Source organism: Paenibacillus sp. FSL R5-0928, assembly GCF_037970385.1.
In the GTDB taxonomy this organism is placed as follows: Bacteria; Bacillota; Bacilli; order Paenibacillales; family Paenibacillaceae; genus Paenibacillus_AQ; species Paenibacillus_AQ odorifer.
Map to the genome: position 1 here is coordinate 5,690,843 of NZ_CP150225.1, position 18,011 is coordinate 5,708,853.

18 protein-coding genes are annotated in these 18,011 nt (G+C 44.4%); 2 read left to right on the top strand and 16 right to left on the bottom strand.

Going from position 1 to position 18,011, the window contains the following annotated elements; all coding sequences use genetic code 11:
* The first annotated feature begins 169 nt into the window (after positions 1–169).
* Entirely contained in the window at positions 170–694 is a 525-nt protein-coding gene (locus MKZ16_RS25810) for a hypothetical protein (RefSeq protein ID WP_076105526.1), read from the top strand.
* 950 nt (positions 695–1,644) lie between these two features.
* On the opposite strand, the gene MKZ16_RS25815 is transcribed toward MKZ16_RS25810, so the two are convergent.
* From MKZ16_RS25815 to MKZ16_RS25865, 11 genes are all read right to left on the bottom strand, one after another.
* Complete coding sequence (locus MKZ16_RS25815; protein WP_081393425.1) at positions 1,645–1,863, bottom strand: transposase; 219 nt, start codon at positions 1,861–1,863, stop codon at positions 1,645–1,647.
* A gap of 271 nt (positions 1,864–2,134) precedes the next feature.
* Entirely contained in the window at positions 2,135–2,605 is a 471-nt protein-coding gene (locus MKZ16_RS25820; RefSeq protein WP_076105528.1) for a transposase zinc-binding domain-containing protein, read from the bottom strand.
* 144 nt (positions 2,606–2,749) lie between these two features.
* The gene (gene minD / locus MKZ16_RS25825) at positions 2,750–3,544 is read right to left on the bottom strand and encodes a septum site-determining protein MinD (protein ID WP_036685156.1); all 795 of its coding nucleotides are present in this window, start codon (positions 3,542–3,544) and stop codon (positions 2,750–2,752) included.
* Between the two features lie 5 nt (positions 3,545–3,549).
* On the bottom strand, positions 3,550–4,209 hold the full coding sequence (gene minC / locus MKZ16_RS25830; protein ID WP_036685154.1) for a septum site-determining protein MinC: 660 nt from the start codon (positions 4,207–4,209) through the stop codon (positions 3,550–3,552).
* Positions 4,210–4,288: 79 nt separating this feature from the next.
* The gene (gene mreD, locus MKZ16_RS25835) at positions 4,289–4,819 is read right to left on the bottom strand and encodes a rod shape-determining protein MreD (protein WP_080742577.1); all 531 of its coding nucleotides are present in this window, start codon (positions 4,817–4,819) and stop codon (positions 4,289–4,291) included.
* Complete coding sequence (mreC, locus tag MKZ16_RS25840) at positions 4,819–5,697, bottom strand: rod shape-determining protein MreC (protein WP_036685152.1); 879 nt, start codon at positions 5,695–5,697, stop codon at positions 4,819–4,821. Before mreC ends, mreD begins: the two co-directional genes overlap by 1 nt.
* 62 nt (positions 5,698–5,759) lie before the next feature.
* Positions 5,760–6,794, bottom strand: a complete 1,035-nt coding sequence (locus MKZ16_RS25845) for a rod shape-determining protein (protein WP_036685150.1) — start codon at positions 6,792–6,794, stop codon at positions 5,760–5,762.
* Positions 6,795–6,832: 38 nt separating this feature from the next.
* Positions 6,833–7,522: a DNA repair protein RadC gene (gene radC / locus MKZ16_RS25850; protein ID WP_036685147.1), complete on the bottom strand. Its 690-nt coding sequence runs from the start codon at positions 7,520–7,522 to the stop codon at positions 6,833–6,835.
* A gap of 25 nt (positions 7,523–7,547) precedes the next feature.
* Positions 7,548–8,144 carry a Maf family protein gene (locus MKZ16_RS25855; RefSeq protein ID WP_036685146.1) on the bottom strand — a complete coding sequence of 199 codons (597 nt, stop codon included), beginning with the start codon at positions 8,142–8,144 and terminating at the stop codon, positions 7,548–7,550.
* 34 nt (positions 8,145–8,178) lie between these two features.
* Positions 8,179–8,424: a DUF4321 domain-containing protein gene (locus MKZ16_RS25860; RefSeq protein ID WP_036685144.1), complete on the bottom strand. Its 246-nt coding sequence runs from the start codon at positions 8,422–8,424 to the stop codon at positions 8,179–8,181.
* Between the two features lie 199 nt (positions 8,425–8,623).
* On the bottom strand, positions 8,624–9,862 hold the full coding sequence (locus MKZ16_RS25865) for an SPOR domain-containing protein (protein ID WP_076105529.1): 1,239 nt from the start codon (positions 9,860–9,862) through the stop codon (positions 8,624–8,626).
* 216 nt (positions 9,863–10,078) lie between these two features.
* On the opposite strand from MKZ16_RS25865, the gene MKZ16_RS25870 reads away from it, so the two are divergent.
* Entirely contained in the window at positions 10,079–11,065 is a 987-nt protein-coding gene (locus MKZ16_RS25870; RefSeq protein WP_038573038.1) for a diaminopimelate dehydrogenase, read from the top strand.
* Positions 11,066–11,157: 92 nt separating this feature from the next.
* Here the strand turns inward: MKZ16_RS25870 and MKZ16_RS25875 are convergent, their stop codons facing one another.
* From MKZ16_RS25875 to MKZ16_RS25895, 5 genes are all read right to left on the bottom strand, one after another.
* Positions 11,158–12,345, bottom strand: a complete 1,188-nt coding sequence (locus MKZ16_RS25875) for a glycosyltransferase (RefSeq protein WP_036685141.1) — start codon at positions 12,343–12,345, stop codon at positions 11,158–11,160.
* A gap of 338 nt (positions 12,346–12,683) precedes the next feature.
* Complete coding sequence (locus tag MKZ16_RS25880) at positions 12,684–13,841, bottom strand: GGDEF domain-containing protein (protein WP_076105530.1); 1,158 nt, start codon at positions 13,839–13,841, stop codon at positions 12,684–12,686.
* A gap of 33 nt (positions 13,842–13,874) precedes the next feature.
* The gene (locus MKZ16_RS25885) at positions 13,875–15,041 is read right to left on the bottom strand and encodes a GGDEF domain-containing protein (RefSeq protein ID WP_036685138.1); all 1,167 of its coding nucleotides are present in this window, start codon (positions 15,039–15,041) and stop codon (positions 13,875–13,877) included.
* Between the two features lie 208 nt (positions 15,042–15,249).
* Complete coding sequence (gene murC / locus MKZ16_RS25890) at positions 15,250–16,626, bottom strand: UDP-N-acetylmuramate--L-alanine ligase (RefSeq protein WP_036685137.1); 1,377 nt, start codon at positions 16,624–16,626, stop codon at positions 15,250–15,252.
* 6 nt (positions 16,627–16,632) lie between these two features.
* Positions 16,633–18,009: a folylpolyglutamate synthase/dihydrofolate synthase family protein gene (locus MKZ16_RS25895; protein WP_076105531.1), complete on the bottom strand. Its 1,377-nt coding sequence runs from the start codon at positions 18,007–18,009 to the stop codon at positions 16,633–16,635.
* Between the last annotated feature and the right edge of the window lie 2 nt (positions 18,010–18,011).

An 18,011-nucleotide genomic window follows, 5' to 3' on the forward strand; every position in this document is an offset into this window, starting at 1 on the left:
ATGTGGTAAACTATCATGATTGAAAAATAAGACGAAAATCGACATGATTTTTTTGGATAAATATTATGTAGGAAAAAGGTATCAATTTACTTATTAACCATTCACTTCTATATGAGTATTTGATATGGTAATTAAGAACAAAAAATATATATTGGAGGAACAACATCTTATGAAAAAAATCTCTAGTTTATTTCTTTTAACGGCTGCTATTTCTTTAGTGAGTGCAGTTCCAACGTTTGCTGCGAATGAATCTAGTACTAACGCAAGCCCTTCTTCGTTTGACTCTATTGCACCTTTTGTAGCGGGGGAAGCTACGTTTTCTGCGAATGAATCTAGTGCTAACACAAGCCCTTCTTCGATTGACTCTATTGCACCTTTTGTAGCGGGAGAAGCTACGAGTGTTGTTGTAGCTCCTGTTACCTATCAATTCTCAAATCCCATTAATGGAGCTGGCCAGTACGGAAAAATTACACTTGAATCAGCTGGAAAAGCTTCATTATATGTTTACTACAATACAGGTAATGGAGTATGGACCTCGATGAATATTCATGATCCAGGAACCAGTTTTATTTTATTAGATGCAGGCCAAGGCTCAGACTCACTTACTTTCTACATGAATTTAGGTTGGCAATATAAAGTTTACGTATTTGCGGAGACTCATACAGCAAAAGGATATATTAGAAACTACCAATAATCACTAAATGTAATAATTTTATTTTGGGGCATTTACCGAAATCCAATTAAACAGCGACAGTCTAGGACTTTATTTTATTTTCTCGTCCTTTGCTGTCGCTGTTTAATTTGCTAGGTGAAGTAAAAAACATATTTTATAAAGTATGACAGTATGACAATTGGGATACTCGCGTGGAATATAGCATCGAGTCTAACCCTTATTTTTTTACTGACAGTACTCGCTGTAGGAGCGGAAGCAGGTAACGCTTGTACTGTTTGATCCAGTGTAGGATGTTAAGGTGTGAGGCATGGTGCTTAAGGTGGGCCGACAGTTGAGGTAAATTAAATCTCAACTCGAAGAGGATTATGGCTGGATAAAGATAGGTGATGTTATTGACGCAATCACAGAACAAAACCACCCTACGGGTGAATAAGCTTACTAGCCAGCGATCATTTGTCTGCTGGCTAGTAAGCTTATTCACAAAGGTTCCGTTACAAGCTGGACAGAAAAACTCTAGAAATTCTCCGGCTTCCAGCTCATATGAGCACTTTGCCACTATAAATTCGGGTACAGGGTCTACCATCCCTCATTCCACACAGACATAATCTATCCATACTTCAGGCCCCATATCTTCCTCCTATGGACTCCATAGGGACAGTTCCTTTTCCTTATCCTGTTCCCTCTTTTGACCTTCCTCTTTTTTCATTCCTTAGTATTACTCATTTCTTTTGGTTTTTATATTCTCACTTCTCGTCATAATAATAAATCCGTCCATATTCTGTATGCCAAATGACCACAAGCAACATTCGGTGCTTACAGCATGAACAGCATATCGGGTCTGCCCAGTAACTCTCTATCATCTGTTCACGGTAACTTTTCTTCTTTCATTTTTCCATAGGGAAGGTCATCCCAATTTGTTTATGTACCATGAACCGCCACAGATTAATTACTTTTTGCGACTCTTTTCTTCCTCAGCTATATAGACCATAACGCCCTACCATCTGAAAATGCTTCGGAGGAATGTGCTGTACCAGATCAAAGATAAATTTCATCACCGGAGACACCACATCTACACGTAAACCTGTTCGGTGGTCCTCGTACCAATAATGTACCTTGTGAAAGTCATAACTTACGACTCGGTATTCTGCAATCGCCGGACGTGCCAATAGCAACCTATATATCTCGCGCATCCTTCATCCGTTGCTCTGCATTTACGCAAAATCCTTGAGGATAGCGCTGGTATAGCTCATTCACCAATTTTTTCACTCGATCTTTCTTCGGATACCATTTCATCATCTAATCAAGTAGCAACTTCTGCCATAATTTCTGCAAATACTCATACGAGATGTATTTAACCTTTTTCCATTCTTTATTTATGTCTAGCACACCTTCTGTAATGAGTGCGTGAATATGCGGATTAAACTTTAGGTCACGCCCAAACGTATGTATGACCGTAATCACTCAGACTTCGTATTTCTTGCTCTTATTTTTCCGTCGGTAATAATACTGGATAACCATTGCCACCTGATTGCTTAGTTCATTTAACTTGCGTCGATCTTGAAAAAATACGTTGCGTAATTCTTGAGGTACCGTAAAGACCATATGACGATGGGTTACATTTAGGATTCGTTCCTGTTGCTTCTCTGCCCATTCATCTGTATATTTCTTCCCACACCCATGACAAAAACGACTTTTACAGGTGAAGCAGATGAATACGGGCTCTGGGTTTCCTTGTGTACATCCTTTACACTCATATTTCGCATAACCCATATCTCTTGTCATGCAGCGAATTGCTTTGTTTACGGTCTCCGTTATTGAGGTATGCAAATTCTCGGGTAATTGATGACTGTGCATTTCCATGAATCTATGGAAGTGGTCTTTTAGAATCTTCCTGATAATTCCTCGTTTCTTCCATGTCTCCTGATTTTTCACATTCATCCCTCCTACCTTTTTATCGGAGTTTTCCACAATTTTTTGCATTGTATCATTGCCTATTATAATACAAAAAATCCCACCGTAGATTTCTCTATGGATGGGATCAATTATGTTTTTATAGTAAAATCGCTAGACTTAAGACTAGGCCATGCCGAAAAATTTCTTAAGTTTCTTAAATGCTCCCGGTTTGCGGTCAAGCTGCATCAGGGGTACAGCATCACCTAAAATTCGGCGTGCAATATTGCGATAGGCAATAGCAGCTGAAGAATCGGGATTCATAACTGTAGGTTCTCCGTTATTTGCGGCTTTAATGACTAGTTCATCATCCGGAACAATTCCGATAAGATCAATGTTCAGCACCTGTAATATATCCTCAATATCAAGCATATCCCCAGACTTCACAAGACCTGGGCGAATACGGTTTACCACCAATTTCGGCGATTCCACACTCGACTGTTCTAATAGTCCGATAATACGATCGGCATCCCGCACAGCGGCATGCTCTGGTGTGGTAACCACAATCGCTTTATCCGCACCGGCAATCGCATTGCGGAAGCCGTGCTCGATTCCTGCCGGACAATCGATCAGAACATACTCATATTCCTTCTTTAGTTCAAGAATGATATCTCTTACTTGTTCAGGAGAGACAGCCGTTTTATCCTTTGTTTGAGCTGCAGGCAGCATATACAATTCATCAAAGCGCTTGTCTTTAACGAGCGCTTGATTAAGGCGGCAACGTCCTTCCGCTACATCCACAAGATCATAAATAATACGATTCTCAAGCCCCATAACTACATCCAGATTACGCAGTCCAATGTCGGTATCGACGAGACATACTTTTTTGCCCTGCAGTGCAAGTGCGGTTCCAATGTTGGCTGTTGTGGTTGTTTTGCCAACTCCGCCTTTGCCCGAGGTTACGACTATCGCTTCTCCCATGGAGGCTACACCCCTTTAAACACATTTAAATCCTGACGTAATTTGACCAAATTATGAATCTTATCGATCTGCATAGCTCCGTTTGTTAAATATGCAAATTCCATACTGCTTTCACGAGTTTCCCATTCATCGGGCGGACGACTAATAATATCGGCAATTCGCAACTGCGTTGGAGACATTAAAGAAGCAGCTATAATTGCTTCCTCATTCCCGTCTACTCCAGCATGCGCCATCCCTCTTAGCGAACCTAGTATATAAATATCGCCTGAACAGGTTATGGTCCCCCCCGGGTTCACATCCCCCAGATATAGAAGATTTCCGTTATGGTGCAGCACCTGACCGGAACGTAGAATTCCACTCATCAAAAACAATGCGTCATTATCCTCACTGCCGGGCGCTGGAAGCGCCTCTATAGATCGAATCAACAGATTTCCCTGTCCCTTAAGAATCTCCAGCACAGCTTCCTTGTCTTCCTCAGTTACGGTACGATTGCCCAGCTTTATGTCCACATGTACAATCGGTCCAGTTAAAATATTTTGATGGCTGTGCTCCAGCTTATAGCGAAGCTCGCTCAGAAGATCTTCAAAGGGACATTTGTCGTCTAGCAGGAATATCAGGCCATCCTTGATGCCCTTAATCCTTACATGCTTGGATTTTACTGTCATATGCCTGGCCCCCTATCCTCATTCATTCGTGCCGGGCCCCTTAAATTCCTGCTTTGTATAGAAAGAAAATAGAAGCTATTTAAGCCGCTTCTTCTTTATTCGTTTCTTTCTTGATTAGCTCAAGCTGGCGCCGAACCGGTATGTAGAAGAGTAGCCCGATGGCAAAATGGAAAAGCATCGTCGGCAGCATGTGATTCAAAATCGCCCAGCTATAAGGTTCTTGATTAAGATTAAATACACTATAGATACCAAATAGTATACTATCCTCAAGTAGACTTCCAAGCAGAACCACAGTCATCATAAGGGGTAGCGGAGCACGTGGAATCTGAAATAAAAGGCCGATTAAATAAGCCGACAATCCCATCGCAAAAGAGTGTGCTCCAAGAATTCTGCCGTAAAAAACGACATCATGCAGCATTCCAAAACACAATCCCAATATAAGTGCTGTATGCCGATGATGATATATAGTCACGAACAATAACACTACAAAAACCAGATTCGGAATGATTCGCATCTGCCAAACATCTGGAATCAGCCAAGGTAAAATGGTCCCCTCCACAATAAATAAGAGGAACAGTAACAGAACAAGAACTGATCTGCGCATATTCACTATTCAGCACGCTCCTCCGTAAACACAACAATCAACTGCTTCCAGTCCTGAAATTCTGCTGAAGGCTTAATCACTGCTGTGGAGGTTAATCCAAATTCACCAACATCGACGCTTTCAACTGTGCCTATTGTCAATCCCCTTGGATACAATCCTCCAATACCGGAAGACAGAATAGTATCCTTCGCTGCAATAGGATCACCCGGAGGTATCTTAGTCATCAGCAGTCTGTTCGTCTCTGGATTATAACTCTCAATCATCCCAAAGGATTTACCCTCTTTATTTAAGGCAGTTGCCGCAATAGGCGGCTGGGAATTAGGATCATTGGTGTCCATCATTGTCATCAGCTTCACCGTGGAGGTGAAATTGCTCACCTTACTGATAACACCAACTAGACCATCCACTGAAATCACGGACATATTAGGTCTAACCCCATCTTTGGAGCCCAAATCGATAACAATCGTACTATTGCTTGGCTCTGTTGTCTGGCTAATTACCTGTGCAATACGATATTCATATTTATACAAATTTTTCTGTTCTTCAGTGAAATTCCAATTTCTCTCCAACTCGTCATTCCGCGCCTTGACGAAATTATACTGGGCTTTATCACGTGCATACTGGGCAGCCATAATTTTAAGCTGTTCATTTTCTTTAGCAAGATCACTCAGATTTCCAATATCTTCAAACAAGCCCGCTACATATCCAGCGGGCTTGTAGAACATTTTTTGCACGAAACCAGTCGAATCTCTGAGAAAGTTCTCCGGCCAGGACAAGCCTTTCCTTGTTGCCAAGCTGAAGCCCATTACCACAATGAACAGCACCAGTGTAATCAACAGAATAAACAGACGTTTATTGCTTAAGAGTTTAAACAGTTTCAACACCCTCTAACAACAGTATTTCTCCCATAACAGGGGTTGACTTACACAAGTGGTAGAACATCATCTTATCTCTTCGAACGAAGACTGGATCCGCTGCGGCTCTTGAACAAATGAATGTTCTCAAGTGCCTTACCGGTTCCAATAGCTACACAGTCCAGTGGATTCTCAGCAACAATAACCGGCATTCCCGTCTCACGTGCAAGCAGCTTATCCAAGTTGCGAAGCAAGGCTCCCCCACCTGTCAAAACAATTCCACGATCCATAATATCTGCTGCAAGCTCTGGCGGACATTTTTCCAATGTTACTTTAACCGCTTCAATAATAGCATTCACTGTGTCAGACAAAGCTTCACAGATTTCATCAGAAGTAATTGTAAGTGTTTTTGGCAGACCTGTTACGAGATCACGGCCGCGAATTTCCATGGTTTCAGCCTTTTCAAGAGGAAGGGCAGAGCCAACATCCATTTTGAGCTGCTCCGAAGTACGTTCACCGATCATCAGATTGTATTGACGTTTGATGTATTGAATGATGGACTCATCCGCTTCATCACCTGCAACACGCACTGAACGGCTAGTAACAATACCGCCGAGCGAGATTACGGCAACTTCAGTTGTACCTCCACCGATATCTACAACCATACTACCTGTAGGCTCCCATACTGGCAGATCCGCACCGATAGCAGCAGCAAAAGGCTCTTCGATAATGTAAGCTTCTCGAGCGCCAGCTTGTTTGGTAGCATCTTCTACCGCACGTTGCTCTACAGCAGTAATACCAGATGGCACGCAGACCATTACATTAGGGTGACGCTGGAACATAGAACGCTGTTTCTGTGCTTGACGAATAAAATATTTAATCATCGTAGCCGTTGTATCAAAATCAGCGATAACGCCATCTTTCATCGGGCGGATCGCACGGATATTTCCAGGAGTACGACCGATCATTTTTTTGGCGGATTCACCCACGGCTTCAATCGTCTTAGTATCAGTGTTAATGGCTACAACGGAAGGCTCTCTTACAACAACGCCCTTACCGCGTACGTAGACAAGCGTATTCGCTGTCCCCAAGTCAATTCCTAAATCTTTTGTGAAACCACCCAACATGCTAATTTCTCCTTTTCCTAAGTAAATCTACATTTATATTACATATGTCCTTTTTCTTTCAAGCTTACGAAACTGCTATCTCCGATAATTAGATGATCCAGCACATCTATTCCGATAATCTCACCTGCCTGAAGCAATCTAGCAGTTAGGGAAATATCTTCTGGACTAGGTGTTGGATCACCACTAGGATGATTGTGCGCGCATATAATAGAGGCGCTACTGCATTTTATAGCTGCTCTGAATACCTCACGAGGATGAACGATCGAAGCATTCAGGCTGCCCATGGACAATGTTTCTTGTCCAATCACATGATTCTTCGTGTTCAGAAACAGACAGACAAAATGCTCCTTTTGCAAATAACGCAATTGCTCAGTCAGAATCTCTGCAGCGTCCCCAGGACAGCGGATAATGACCGGCATATTGAACCTGGAATTCGCAAGGCGCCTTCCCAGTTCGATGCCTGCTTTTAGTTGTACGGCCTTGGCAGGACCGATACCGTTGATTTTGGTCAGTTCTTCGATGCTAAGGTCAACTAGCCCACGCAGGCCACCGATCTTCCCCAGCATCTGCTGTGCAATATGAATAGCCGACTCGCGGCGTGTTCCCGTACGCAGCAGAATGGCTAACAACTCCGCTTGACTTAATGATTCCGCCCCATAATGCATCATGCGCTCTCTAGGTCGTTCTTCATGGGGGAGGTCCCGCAGCATAATTGGTTGCGACTCCATCCCTATCCCTCTTTCCCCAGGCTTCCTACCGGCTCAATACCGTTATACCGAACTCGGATAGCATTTCGCCAAGAAGCGACAAAGGCAATCCGACTACATTGAAATAACAGCCTTCAATTCGTTCCACCAAAATGGACCCAAGCCCTTGTATCGCATATGAGCCAGCCTTATCAGCAGGCTCTCCCGTAGCAATATAAGCAGCAATTTCCTCTTCAGTCATTGCCCTCATCGTTACGGAAGTAACACGGTGCTCCACTATAGTCTTCCCATTCGGGAGTCCGAGGCAGGCTACACCCGTGTATACCTTATGAGTTCGGCCCTGAAGTCTGGTAAGCATCGCTTTGCTGTCCAGCTTGTCCACCGGTTTGCCTAGCACAGTATTATCTAATACAACAATTGTGTCGCTTCCTATAATGACTGCGTTACGCTCTCCGGCCGCAGCTACTACGGCTTCTGCTTTTCGCAAAGCTAGACTGCGCACGATTCTCTCCGGCGTCCAATCCGGCGGTGTGCTCTCATCAGCTTCGCTGGTAATGACCTCAAAGGGCAAACCCAGTAAGGATAACAGCTCACGTCGACGCGGTGAACCTGAGGCTAGAATAATGAGTGGTGAGTTGTCCACGTTGTAAACGTCCCTTCTTGCTCAGTAACGAGAGTTACAGTCTGCGGTACAGCCATACAGCTGTAATAATACCGGCGAGACTAAGCATGCACAATTTCAAATGAATAGTGATGTCATAGGTTATGATGTCTAAATCGGCTCGCGGAGACCATTTGAGCACAGTCGATGTTGTTAGAAAAGACAGAGCCTTTACGGGCTGCAGCAGCTTGGCGATCCAGGCTCCAGCCAGCCAGCCTAGAATTAGAAATAACAGCAGTGTTCCTACATTTTTCTTCTTCATCTCAGTCTTCCCTCGCCATTTTTTGACACCCTAATTATTATACGGTGAAACGGTGATCAATACAAACGTAAAATCCCCTACGGTAATGTTTACCACCTTTTGCCCTAAAAGTTGCGGAACGATACCCCTCTCCGAAAAAAACAACAAGCCCCCAATTCCCCGGAGACTTGCTGTTATTTTGAATCCGCAATCCAAGCATTCAATTCATAGCAGACAGCAGCTGTTTTTGACTGGTCAAGAAGCTCAGCATGGATTCCTGCACTTCCCAAAGCAGGGCTTGCGCCTTGTTCTTGTTATATTCACTCAGTGCTGAAATTCCTTGGCTCATAGATTTCTCTAGCGCTGCGCAAATGCTTTTGGCTTCAGGCGTTATGCCTTGCTCCAGAGCTTTAACAGCTTCACTCCATTGGAGATGAAGATCACTCACAGCTGAGGTATTAGCTGCCGCATCCGTTTGTCCTCCGCTGAGTAAAGAAGCGGATTGACTGCTTAGTTCACTGAGCAGCTGTCCACTCACCGCAAAATAACTATTCACAGCCTCCGCATTTCCGGCAAACCCTAATCGTTCCACTCCGGGAAGCTCCACCTCTCTTACATAAAGCTCAATCCCTTGATTCTTCAGACCACTGCTGAGCAGCTTAGCTTGTTCACGGTCAGAGGACATTCCGGCATATACACGATTTCCGTCAGCAGGGTCCAAGCCCGCAGCTAAGCCAGCGTCCAACAGCTCTTGTCTAGCTTGTTCCGCGCCTGCCGGCGTACTGAATACGCCATACTGCAGCAGGTAGTAGCTTTGCGCAGCCACTTGAACAGGAATACTGTTTTTGCCGGTATCAGCTGTGCCCGTAACCGGCAATCCCGAGGTTCCTACACCTGCTGGATCATTAGCTCCGGAAGTCTGCCCTGAAGTAGCCAACGTATCTGTTATCCCGGTTCCTGAACTACTGTCCATGTTTCCTCCATAAAAAAAGGAAAGTGCCGCATATCCTAATAGTAGACCCGTGCCGATCGCCCCCACCACAGACAGGGATAATTTCCACCAATACGATGGGCGACGAGTATGGTATGAGCCCCCATAACCTCCCGTGTAAACCTCTGCTGATTTATCTCTGTCATCCAGTACCAAATCTGAAAGCAGATACGATTGCTGCGTATTTCTGAAATCTCTATCCTGTTCGTCCCATTCTTGCTGGCGTGGATCTACAGTTCCTGAGTAGTAGTCGTAAGCATCCTCCGGTGGTGCCTCACGCGTAGAGCGTAAATTAGGTTCATGCACCCAAGTATGCTGCTGTGCTGGACCGACCTCCTTGCGCAACTCCTCTGCATATTCTTCAGCTGTGCCCAGTCCGCCACTGGACCAGCGCTCCACTACCTGCGGTTTTGGCTTAGGCTCGTCCTTATTCACGTCAAATCGGAATGTCATTCTTCCGTTATTCAACAGTAACACCTCACCTCATCTAATCTATATGGAAATATATGATAGACAATAGAGAGATATGCTATTTTTATAGCCAAATGAATAATGAAAGTTATACGGATTCAGTTTACATTACATGTAACTTTTATATACTATATAAAAAGAGCTAAAAGTGTGCACTATACTAGTTAAGCTAGAAATAGGATTTTAGTTCATTACAGTTTAGGAGGGCTTTTTCTGAAACAAAAAATTCAAGCAGCAATTGTGGGCTACGGTAATTTAGGAAAAGGTGTACGTAAGGCTATTAACCAAAGTGAAGATATCGAGCTGGTTGCGATCTTTACGCGCAGAGAGCCTGGACAACTGGAAGCCGGTGAAACCGGTGTGAAATTCGAGCATATCTCTGCCGTCGAACAATATAAGGGAAAAGTGGATGTTATGATTCTGTGCGGAGGATCGGCTACCGACCTGCCAGAACAGACACCAGCTATTGCCCGGATGTTTAATACCGTGGACAGCTTTGACACTCACGCCAAAATCCCTGAGTTCTTTGCGACCGTTGATGCCGCAGCTAAACAAGGCGGAACACTCAGCGTAATTTCTACGGGCTGGGATCCAGGCCTGTTCTCCATGAACCGTCTGCTAGCTGAAGCTATTCTTCCACAAGGTAAAGAATATACTTTCTGGGGTAAAGGCGTCAGCCAAGGTCACTCCGATGCCATTCGCAGAGTAGAAGGCGTTAAAGGTGGCGTGCAATATACGGTTCCAGTACAAGAGGTTATCGAGGCTATCCGTGCGGGTGAAACACCAGAACTTACTACTCGTGAAAAACATCTTAGAGAGTGTTTTGTAGTAGCTGAGGCAGGTGCAGATCAAGAGCGCATTCGCGAAGAAATCGTGAATATGCCGAACTATTTTGCAGATTATGATACTACGGTTACTTTCATCACTGAAGAAGAACTGGCAGCTCAGCATAGCGGTATTCCGCACGGCGGGTTTGTTATTCGCAGTGGTGTAACAGGAGAAGGCACGAAACAAATCGTTGAATTCGGCCTGAAGCTGGAGAGCAATCCTGAATTTACGGCTAGTGTGCTTGTGGCTTATGCCAGAGCTGCTCAGCGTATGAGTCAAGAAGGTCAAAGCGGAGCGCGTACTGTATTCGATATTCCACTTGGAATGTTGTCTCCGAAATCACCAGAAGAACTGCGCCGCAACTTGCTCTAAAATCCTGTCAACAAATAACCCGCGTAGGACTTTTAATGGTCCTCGCGGGTTATTTGTTGTCCAGAGCAGCAAGCATCTTGTCAGACAACCTTCTATACAAGACTAAGAATCTTACTCTTAACATGATTCATTTCGTAATTTTTCAACAAAGTCTCATGCGCACGATCCGCAATAATAGCGCCAAGCTCAGGATTTTTCAGTAAATTCAATACACTTCCAACAACCTCAACCGAGGTATTAGCCAGCAAAATATTTCGGTTATGCTCACAATTCAGCTTCTCACACATGATAGAGCTAGTAACCACCGGCGTTTTAAGCGCCCAGGATTCCAGTATATTTCTAGAAACTTCGCAGCCTTCAAGGATAGGCACCAGAACAGCTTTAGACCGTCGTATGTATTCAGTAGAGGAATTTACTGGTCCAGTGACTATGACCGATTCATCTTCCTTAATCAAAGTCATGACCTCCGGGTGAACCTCTGAGCTGATAATATAACTTTTGATATCTGGCACTTGCTCCTTAATCATGGGATAGGTTTTTTTAAAGAATACTCGGGCTGCATCTATTCCCAGTCTCATATTCATATTCCAGTGCAGCACAATTGAATTTTCTTTAGTCACAGGCTCTGCAAAAGTCTCATACTCATTCATCTTGATGAAATGGGGGACAACATGAACCTTACGGGCATCTGCAAATGATAGAGATTTGAACGCTAGTGCATCCCATTCCGAGGTTGCTAAAAGCAGACCCGTTTTATTCATTAATCGCCGTTTATTCCTACGATCCCATGCAGCATTGAGTTTATTATAAGGATTCTTCCTGCTTAACTTCCCTGTCTCTCCGGAAGATCCTCCGCTTCCGTTTGCAAAACTATAGGTATCTGTGATCACACTGGCTTCTGGAAGCAAGTTCCTCACCATATCAATACATTTTCCCAGTAGGACATGCGATATAAATACATGCTTATAATTATTGGAACGGCAAAGCTCCAAAATAGTGTTTTTCATATCTTTATCTATATGACTTAAATTTGAGAAATTCCGCAGTTTATGTAAGGGGCGCAACATTGGCCTCCAGGTCGTATAATCTTCGTTAATGTTATGAACCGTAAGTGCCGTCCGCTCATTTATAGACACGGTTTGGTTGGCACTTCCGTACGTCAGCAAATCTATATCAAATTTCCCAAGCAAAATCTCGAGAATACTCCCTGTTCTCATTTCTCCTTCTAGATCCTCTGCGCTTTGATTCTGGGCTGATAGGAACAGCATTCTTTCTCGCATGACTCTGGCTCCTTGTATTTTGTAATAAAAACCCCCATCTACCAACTGAAACTTTAGATGCAGTTCAATAGTAACTCATTTCACTTAAAAGTTTTGTCGATTTATAGGGGAAGTCTAAATTTTTTTAAGTTTTTTTCTAGTTCCTCAGAATTCTATTACAATTTTCCCTTATAAACCGCCGCTTTTTCTAAAAAACAGACTCCCCCCCCCTTTTTTCACGACATACATAATCATGAATTGCTCTATTGATAGAAGTTGTAATCGTTAGGTATTATGTACTAATCCTCTTTGCATACAAAAAAAGCGTCTCCCTCGTATAATGTCGAAAGGAAGACACTTTAGTTGTCGTAGCTTCTAACTACACAGTTCCGGCCCTTTTTCTTAGCCTGATACAATGCAATGTCACTAAGTTTGTAAAGAGTGCTCAATGAGTATCGTTCACCTGAATCCACCGTGATGACTCCAATACTTATCGTGTAATGCAGGGGGACACCATGAATGACCGCCCCTGTAACCGCTGTGCGCATCCGCTCTGCAATCATATCACTGTTTTGTTCATCGGCTCTATGCAGCAGCACAGTGAACTCCTCACCGCCGAATCTTCCGAACAGATCGCCATTGCCAAGCTGCTGTTTTATTTTATGAGCCAGATCCTTCAGAACGTGGTCGCCGGTATTGTGGCCGTAGGTATCGTTTATACGTTTAAAGTGATCAACATCCAGCAGTAAAAAAGAATATGGCAGCTTCTTCATCGCTGAGGCAGCTATTAAAGGTCGGACACGCTGAACAAAGGATCTGCGATTCAAAATACCTGTCAGCACATCATAAGTGGCCACCCGCTCCAATTCTGTAAAGGAATCCTCTCTATATAGCAGCATGATTCCCGCAGTTCCTAAAAACATAAGCAAATAAATCCCCAGATAAAAAAATATCTGCAGCCAGTGAGAGGTCAGTGCATTCAGTCCTAACATCGAATAAAACGGTTCAAGTCCCTTGCCAACCAGCGTTAAAATTACAACACCGTACAACAATCCCATGGTTTGCTGGAGAGAGGTCTCTCTAATCTTCACAGCTAATATGTAAGCAGGTAAAGCTATGATCATAATCCCAAATAGACAAGTTGCAGCCATAACGAACCGCTCATCTGGCATAATTAAATGCAGTAGGACTACAACGACAATGGACACTCCGAACAGGATCGTATAATATCGTTCAACCCAGCTCTCATAAACCCTGAGAAGCATCAGAAGCGCTAAGCTTTCCAGCGTACCTCCAGCTAAAGCAAGCAGCATACTGATTGGAATGGGAAGTCGCGAGTCTGTGAAATCGTTCAGCAAAAGGAGAATTAAAGCTGCCAGCTGCAAATATTTTGCCGTGACAAACAAGGTAGAAGTCCGTTCCTGCGCGTAACGCAAACGATAGACAACAATAAGCAATACCGTGAATGATTGCCACATAAAGAGGCAGACCAGCAGTGTCTTGAGATCCAGATGCATGTTAGTGAATTTCACCCCCTGTATTCTCTAAGCTCAATAAATATAATTGTATCTGACCACTCGGTTTCTTCCTTCTTGTTTGGCTTGGTATAACGCTTTATCGCTCAGCTTGTACAGCTTATTTATCCAGATCTCCTGATCCGGCATGATCGTAATTACACCTATACTAACTGTATAACCTTGTGAGAGTTTTTGTGTGGACGTCTTCATTACTGCCTCTCGTAACGCTTCAGCTTTCCGGTCACAGCTAGCTTCATCAAGCCCGCAAAGTATAACTGCAAATTCCTCGCCGCCAAGCCTGCCGAATAAATCGCTGTTTTCGAGGTTGTCCTTAATCGTCAATGCGAATTCTTCCAGAACAACATCACCGGTATCATGGCCGTATGTATCATTGATTTCTTTGAAGTGATCCAAATCCAGCAGCATAAACGAAAAGTACTCCTGCTCAGCAACTGCCTTCTCAAGCCGTACCTCAGCTTCCTGAAGAAATGCTCCACGGTTAAGGATTCCAGTCAGATCATCGTAGCTAGCGATTCGTTTCAGTTTTACAAAGGAATGCTCGTTAGAAAGTAGAATAAAGCCTGCGGCTCCCACAATCAATAATAAATACATCCCCAGGTAATATAAATACTGCGAAAGATTAGTTGTGAACACGTTCATCTCTGGCTCCCAGATCAGTGCAACAATCGCGCGGAGCAGCATAATCCCTGCAAAAGCGTAAAATAATATTCCGAGTATCTTCTGAAGAGGGGTGCCTTTGGGGTTCACCGTGAGGTGGTAAGCTGGATAGACAATAAAAAGTATCGACCATAGTGAGGTGCAGGCTATGCGCCAGCTGGAATGATGGAAGAAGACGGCAACAATACTAAAAGTAATCGAACTAAGTATGGAAAGCGTTATGTAATACAACTTTATCCGCTGCCCAAGGATGCCCATCATCAGCAGTAAAGCAATAATCTCCAGACAGCAGCCTAGAAGAATCAAAGCGTTGCTAAGTGGAATGGATAAAGCGCGGGGAATATGGCCCCATAATAATAATGAACACCAGAAGAGCAGCTGCACCGCCTTAGAGCGTATGAATAAGGTGGATGCCCTGTCTTTAGGAGCGCTCCTCCGGTAATTGGTTATCAGCACCAATATAAATAGGTTTCCAAAAATAAATAAATACACTAACGTTTTGATATCAAGCTGGGAGTCCATGAGTCACCACCTACACGGAAAAATTGATCCTCTACTGACAGCACTATAGCACTCAATGGCCGGTTCAGCAAATACCCTATTTATTTCATTTTTTAGAATGTACATACACCGCTTAAGTATACAAAAAAGCACTTCCCCCTGCACGGAGCTCGGGGGAAGTGCTATGGTCAAGAGAATATGAATATTCTCGTGTAGGCCTGTGTTTGTATTAACGCTTCTTCAAGCCGTCCGCCAATGCGTATCCAACCTTCCAGATATCGCCTGCGCCCATCGTAATCACCAGGTCACCTGGGGCAATACGAGGTTTCAGATCAGCAAGCACATCTTCTTTGGTTGGCAGATGTCTTGCGCCAGCGTTACTGTTCTGCACAATAAGCTCAACCAGCTTCGCAGATGTAACCCCCTCAATCTGCTTCTCACCTGCCGGAGAGTAGATGTCGGTAATGATCACTTCATCTGCTTCGCTAAAGGCGCGGCTGAAGGCATCTAGCAGGAAGAACGTACGTGTATACCGCTGAGGCTGGAATACGGCAATAATCCGTTTCCCCGTTGCCTTAGCAGCACTGATTGTCGCCTGAATTTCAGTTGGGTGATGCGCATAATCATCGATGACCAGAATGTCATCGACTTCTCCGAGCACTTGAAAACGGCGCTTCGCACCATGGAATTTCACAATCGCTTCAGCGATTTTCTCAAAAGAGATTCCTGATTTCAGACAAGCGATAACCGCAGCCATTGAGTTATACAGATTGTACTGACCTGGCACGGACAGTTCAATTTGTCCCAATACTACGCCATTATGGTTCATCGTATACGAAACCTGACGGTCGCCAAGAACGATGTCTGTTGCAATATAATCTGCTGTCTTCGACTTGATGCCGTAAGTAATCACCTTACCTGACACTTCAGGCAATAAAGAAATCACGTTCTCGTCATCTGCACACACAATCGCAGTGCCGTCTTCACGTGTCTGGTTCATAAACTGTACGTAAGCAGCCTTGAGACGGTTAAAATCTCCGCCGTAATTCTCCAAGTGATCTGCTTCCACATTCGTGACAATTCCAAGCCAAGGATGATAGTGCAAGAAAGAGCCATCGCTCTCATCCGCTTCCGCCACTACATAATCGCCTTGTCCTGCCTTTGCATTCGTACCGACATTCATAATCTCTCCGCCGATAATATACGTAGGATCAACTTCACACTCTTCCATTACAAGCGCGATCATGGAGGAGGTAGTTGTTTTACCATGCGCTCCGGCAACGGCTACCCCTTTACGTTCGTTCAATAAACGAGCCAGCATTTGTGAGCGGTGCAGAATTGGAATCTTAAGACGCTCTGCTTCCACCCATTCCACATTATCGCTGGACAAAGCCGTAGAGTACACGACCAGATCCGCACCTTTTACTTGTTCTGCTGTATGCCCAATATAAATCTTGGCACCTTTAGCAATCAATTTATCCGTCAATTCTTGGGCAGCCACATCGGAGCCCGTAACCGTATATCCCATTTCTAGCATTACTCGGGCAATCGCGCTCATACCGTAGCCGCCGATCCCTATAAAATGCACACGTTCAGTAGTATCCAACAGTCGTCACCAGCCTTTTTCAGTATCGGGTTGCTGCAAAAGTGTACCGCGCACGTCAGAAATCAAATACAGCGTACCAGATACGACGGCAAGGTCATCCTCCGCTGTAATCGACTTCAGTTGTTGCAGCGCTTTTCCCCAATTATGTTCTACTATGATTACCAAGTTTTCCTTGGCATATTTATCCCGCAGACTTTCTGCGATAACCTGCAGATGCTCCGCGTCCATTTTGTTCTGGAAATCCGGTTCGGTCAGGATGAGCGTATCCACTATAGGCAGTATATGCTTAAAGTAGGATTCATGATGCTTATTTGCCATCATTCCCATAAGTAAATTTAATTTACCGTATTTATAGAGCTGTGGCAGGCTTTTGGCAAGGCTCTCCGCGCCTTCCGGATTATGTGCTCCATCCAGTACGATCCTCGGAGATTTACTTACCTCTTCCAGCCTTCCAGCCCAAAATGCATGACGCAATCCTTCCAGAACATCTTCATCCTCTAACATGAACGCCATATACTGGCGCAAAACTTCAAGAACCATCATGGCTCCTGCCGCATTGCTATTCTGGTGTTCGCCTTTCATCACAATCCCAAGTTCAAGCGAACGGAAGGGACCCTTAAAGTTAAAGGTCTGCACATCCCCATGGATTCCAGTAGCTTCATAGCTAAAATCTTCTCCGGCAAGATAAAGAGTAGAGCGGCAAGCCGCCGCTTTCTCCTTGAGTACAGCCACGACTTCCGGTTGATTTACGCAGCTAACAACAGGTACACCGGGTTTGATAATTCCGGCCTTCTCCATTGCAACCTTCTCAAGCGTATCTCCCAAAATATCCATATGGTCATGGCCGACATTTGTAATCACCGACACGATCGGAGTAACGATGTTCGTTACATCCAGCCTTCCCCCAAGCCCAGTCTCCCATACGACAACATCCGGACAAGAAACACCCGCAAAAAATAGAATGGCCACAGCTGTAGTTACCTCAAACATCGTTGGTGAGCCAAATTCCGTTTCTGCAATCTCATCTACCAAAGGACGAAGGGTATTCACTAGCTCAAGAAGAGTTTCTTCAGGAATGTCCGTATTATTATATTGGAACCTGTTCGTGAACTTCGTAATATACGGAGACGTGAAGGTGCCGACAGAATAGCCGCTTTGCAAAAGTGCGCTTGTCAAAAAAGCACAGGTGGAGCCTTTGCCGTTGGTACCCGCCACATGAATAAATTTCAGCCGACGGTGCGGGTTTCCCAGCTTGTCCATCAACATCTCAATTCTGTCTAAACCTGGCCGGATTCCAAAAGGAATCAAGCCCTTGATCCAGTTAACCGCTTCGGTATATGTCGCAAGAGGGGCGGTGCTCCCGCCCCGATTTAGGTCATCCATGT

Coding starts and splice junctions, on each gene's coding strand:
- MKZ16_RS25810 (WP_076105526.1), top strand. CDS start 170: ATGAAAAAAATCTCTAGTTTATTTCTTTTAACGGCTGCTATTTCTTTA.
- MKZ16_RS25815 (WP_081393425.1), bottom strand. CDS start 1,863: ATGCGCGAGATATATAGGTTGCTATTGGCACGTCCGGCGATTGCAGAA.
- minD (WP_036685156.1), bottom strand. CDS start 3,544: ATGGGAGAAGCGATAGTCGTAACCTCGGGCAAAGGCGGAGTTGGCAAA.
- minC (WP_036685154.1), bottom strand. CDS start 4,209: ATGACAGTAAAATCCAAGCATGTAAGGATTAAGGGCATCAAGGATGGC.
- MKZ16_RS25845 (WP_036685150.1), bottom strand. CDS start 6,794: ATGTTGGGTGGTTTCACAAAAGATTTAGGAATTGACTTGGGGACAGCG.
- radC (WP_036685147.1), bottom strand. CDS start 7,522: ATGGAGTCGCAACCAATTATGCTGCGGGACCTCCCCCATGAAGAACGA.
- MKZ16_RS25860 (WP_036685144.1), bottom strand. CDS start 8,424: ATGAAGAAGAAAAATGTAGGAACACTGCTGTTATTTCTAATTCTAGGC.
- MKZ16_RS25875 (WP_036685141.1), bottom strand. CDS start 12,345: ATGCGAGAAAGAATGCTGTTCCTATCAGCCCAGAATCAAAGCGCAGAG.
- MKZ16_RS25880 (WP_076105530.1), bottom strand. CDS start 13,841: ATGCATCTGGATCTCAAGACACTGCTGGTCTGCCTCTTTATGTGGCAA.
- MKZ16_RS25885 (WP_036685138.1), bottom strand. CDS start 15,041: ATGGACTCCCAGCTTGATATCAAAACGTTAGTGTATTTATTTATTTTT.
- MKZ16_RS25895 (WP_076105531.1), bottom strand. CDS start 18,009: ATGGATGACCTAAATCGGGGCGGGAGCACCGCCCCTCTTGCGACATAT.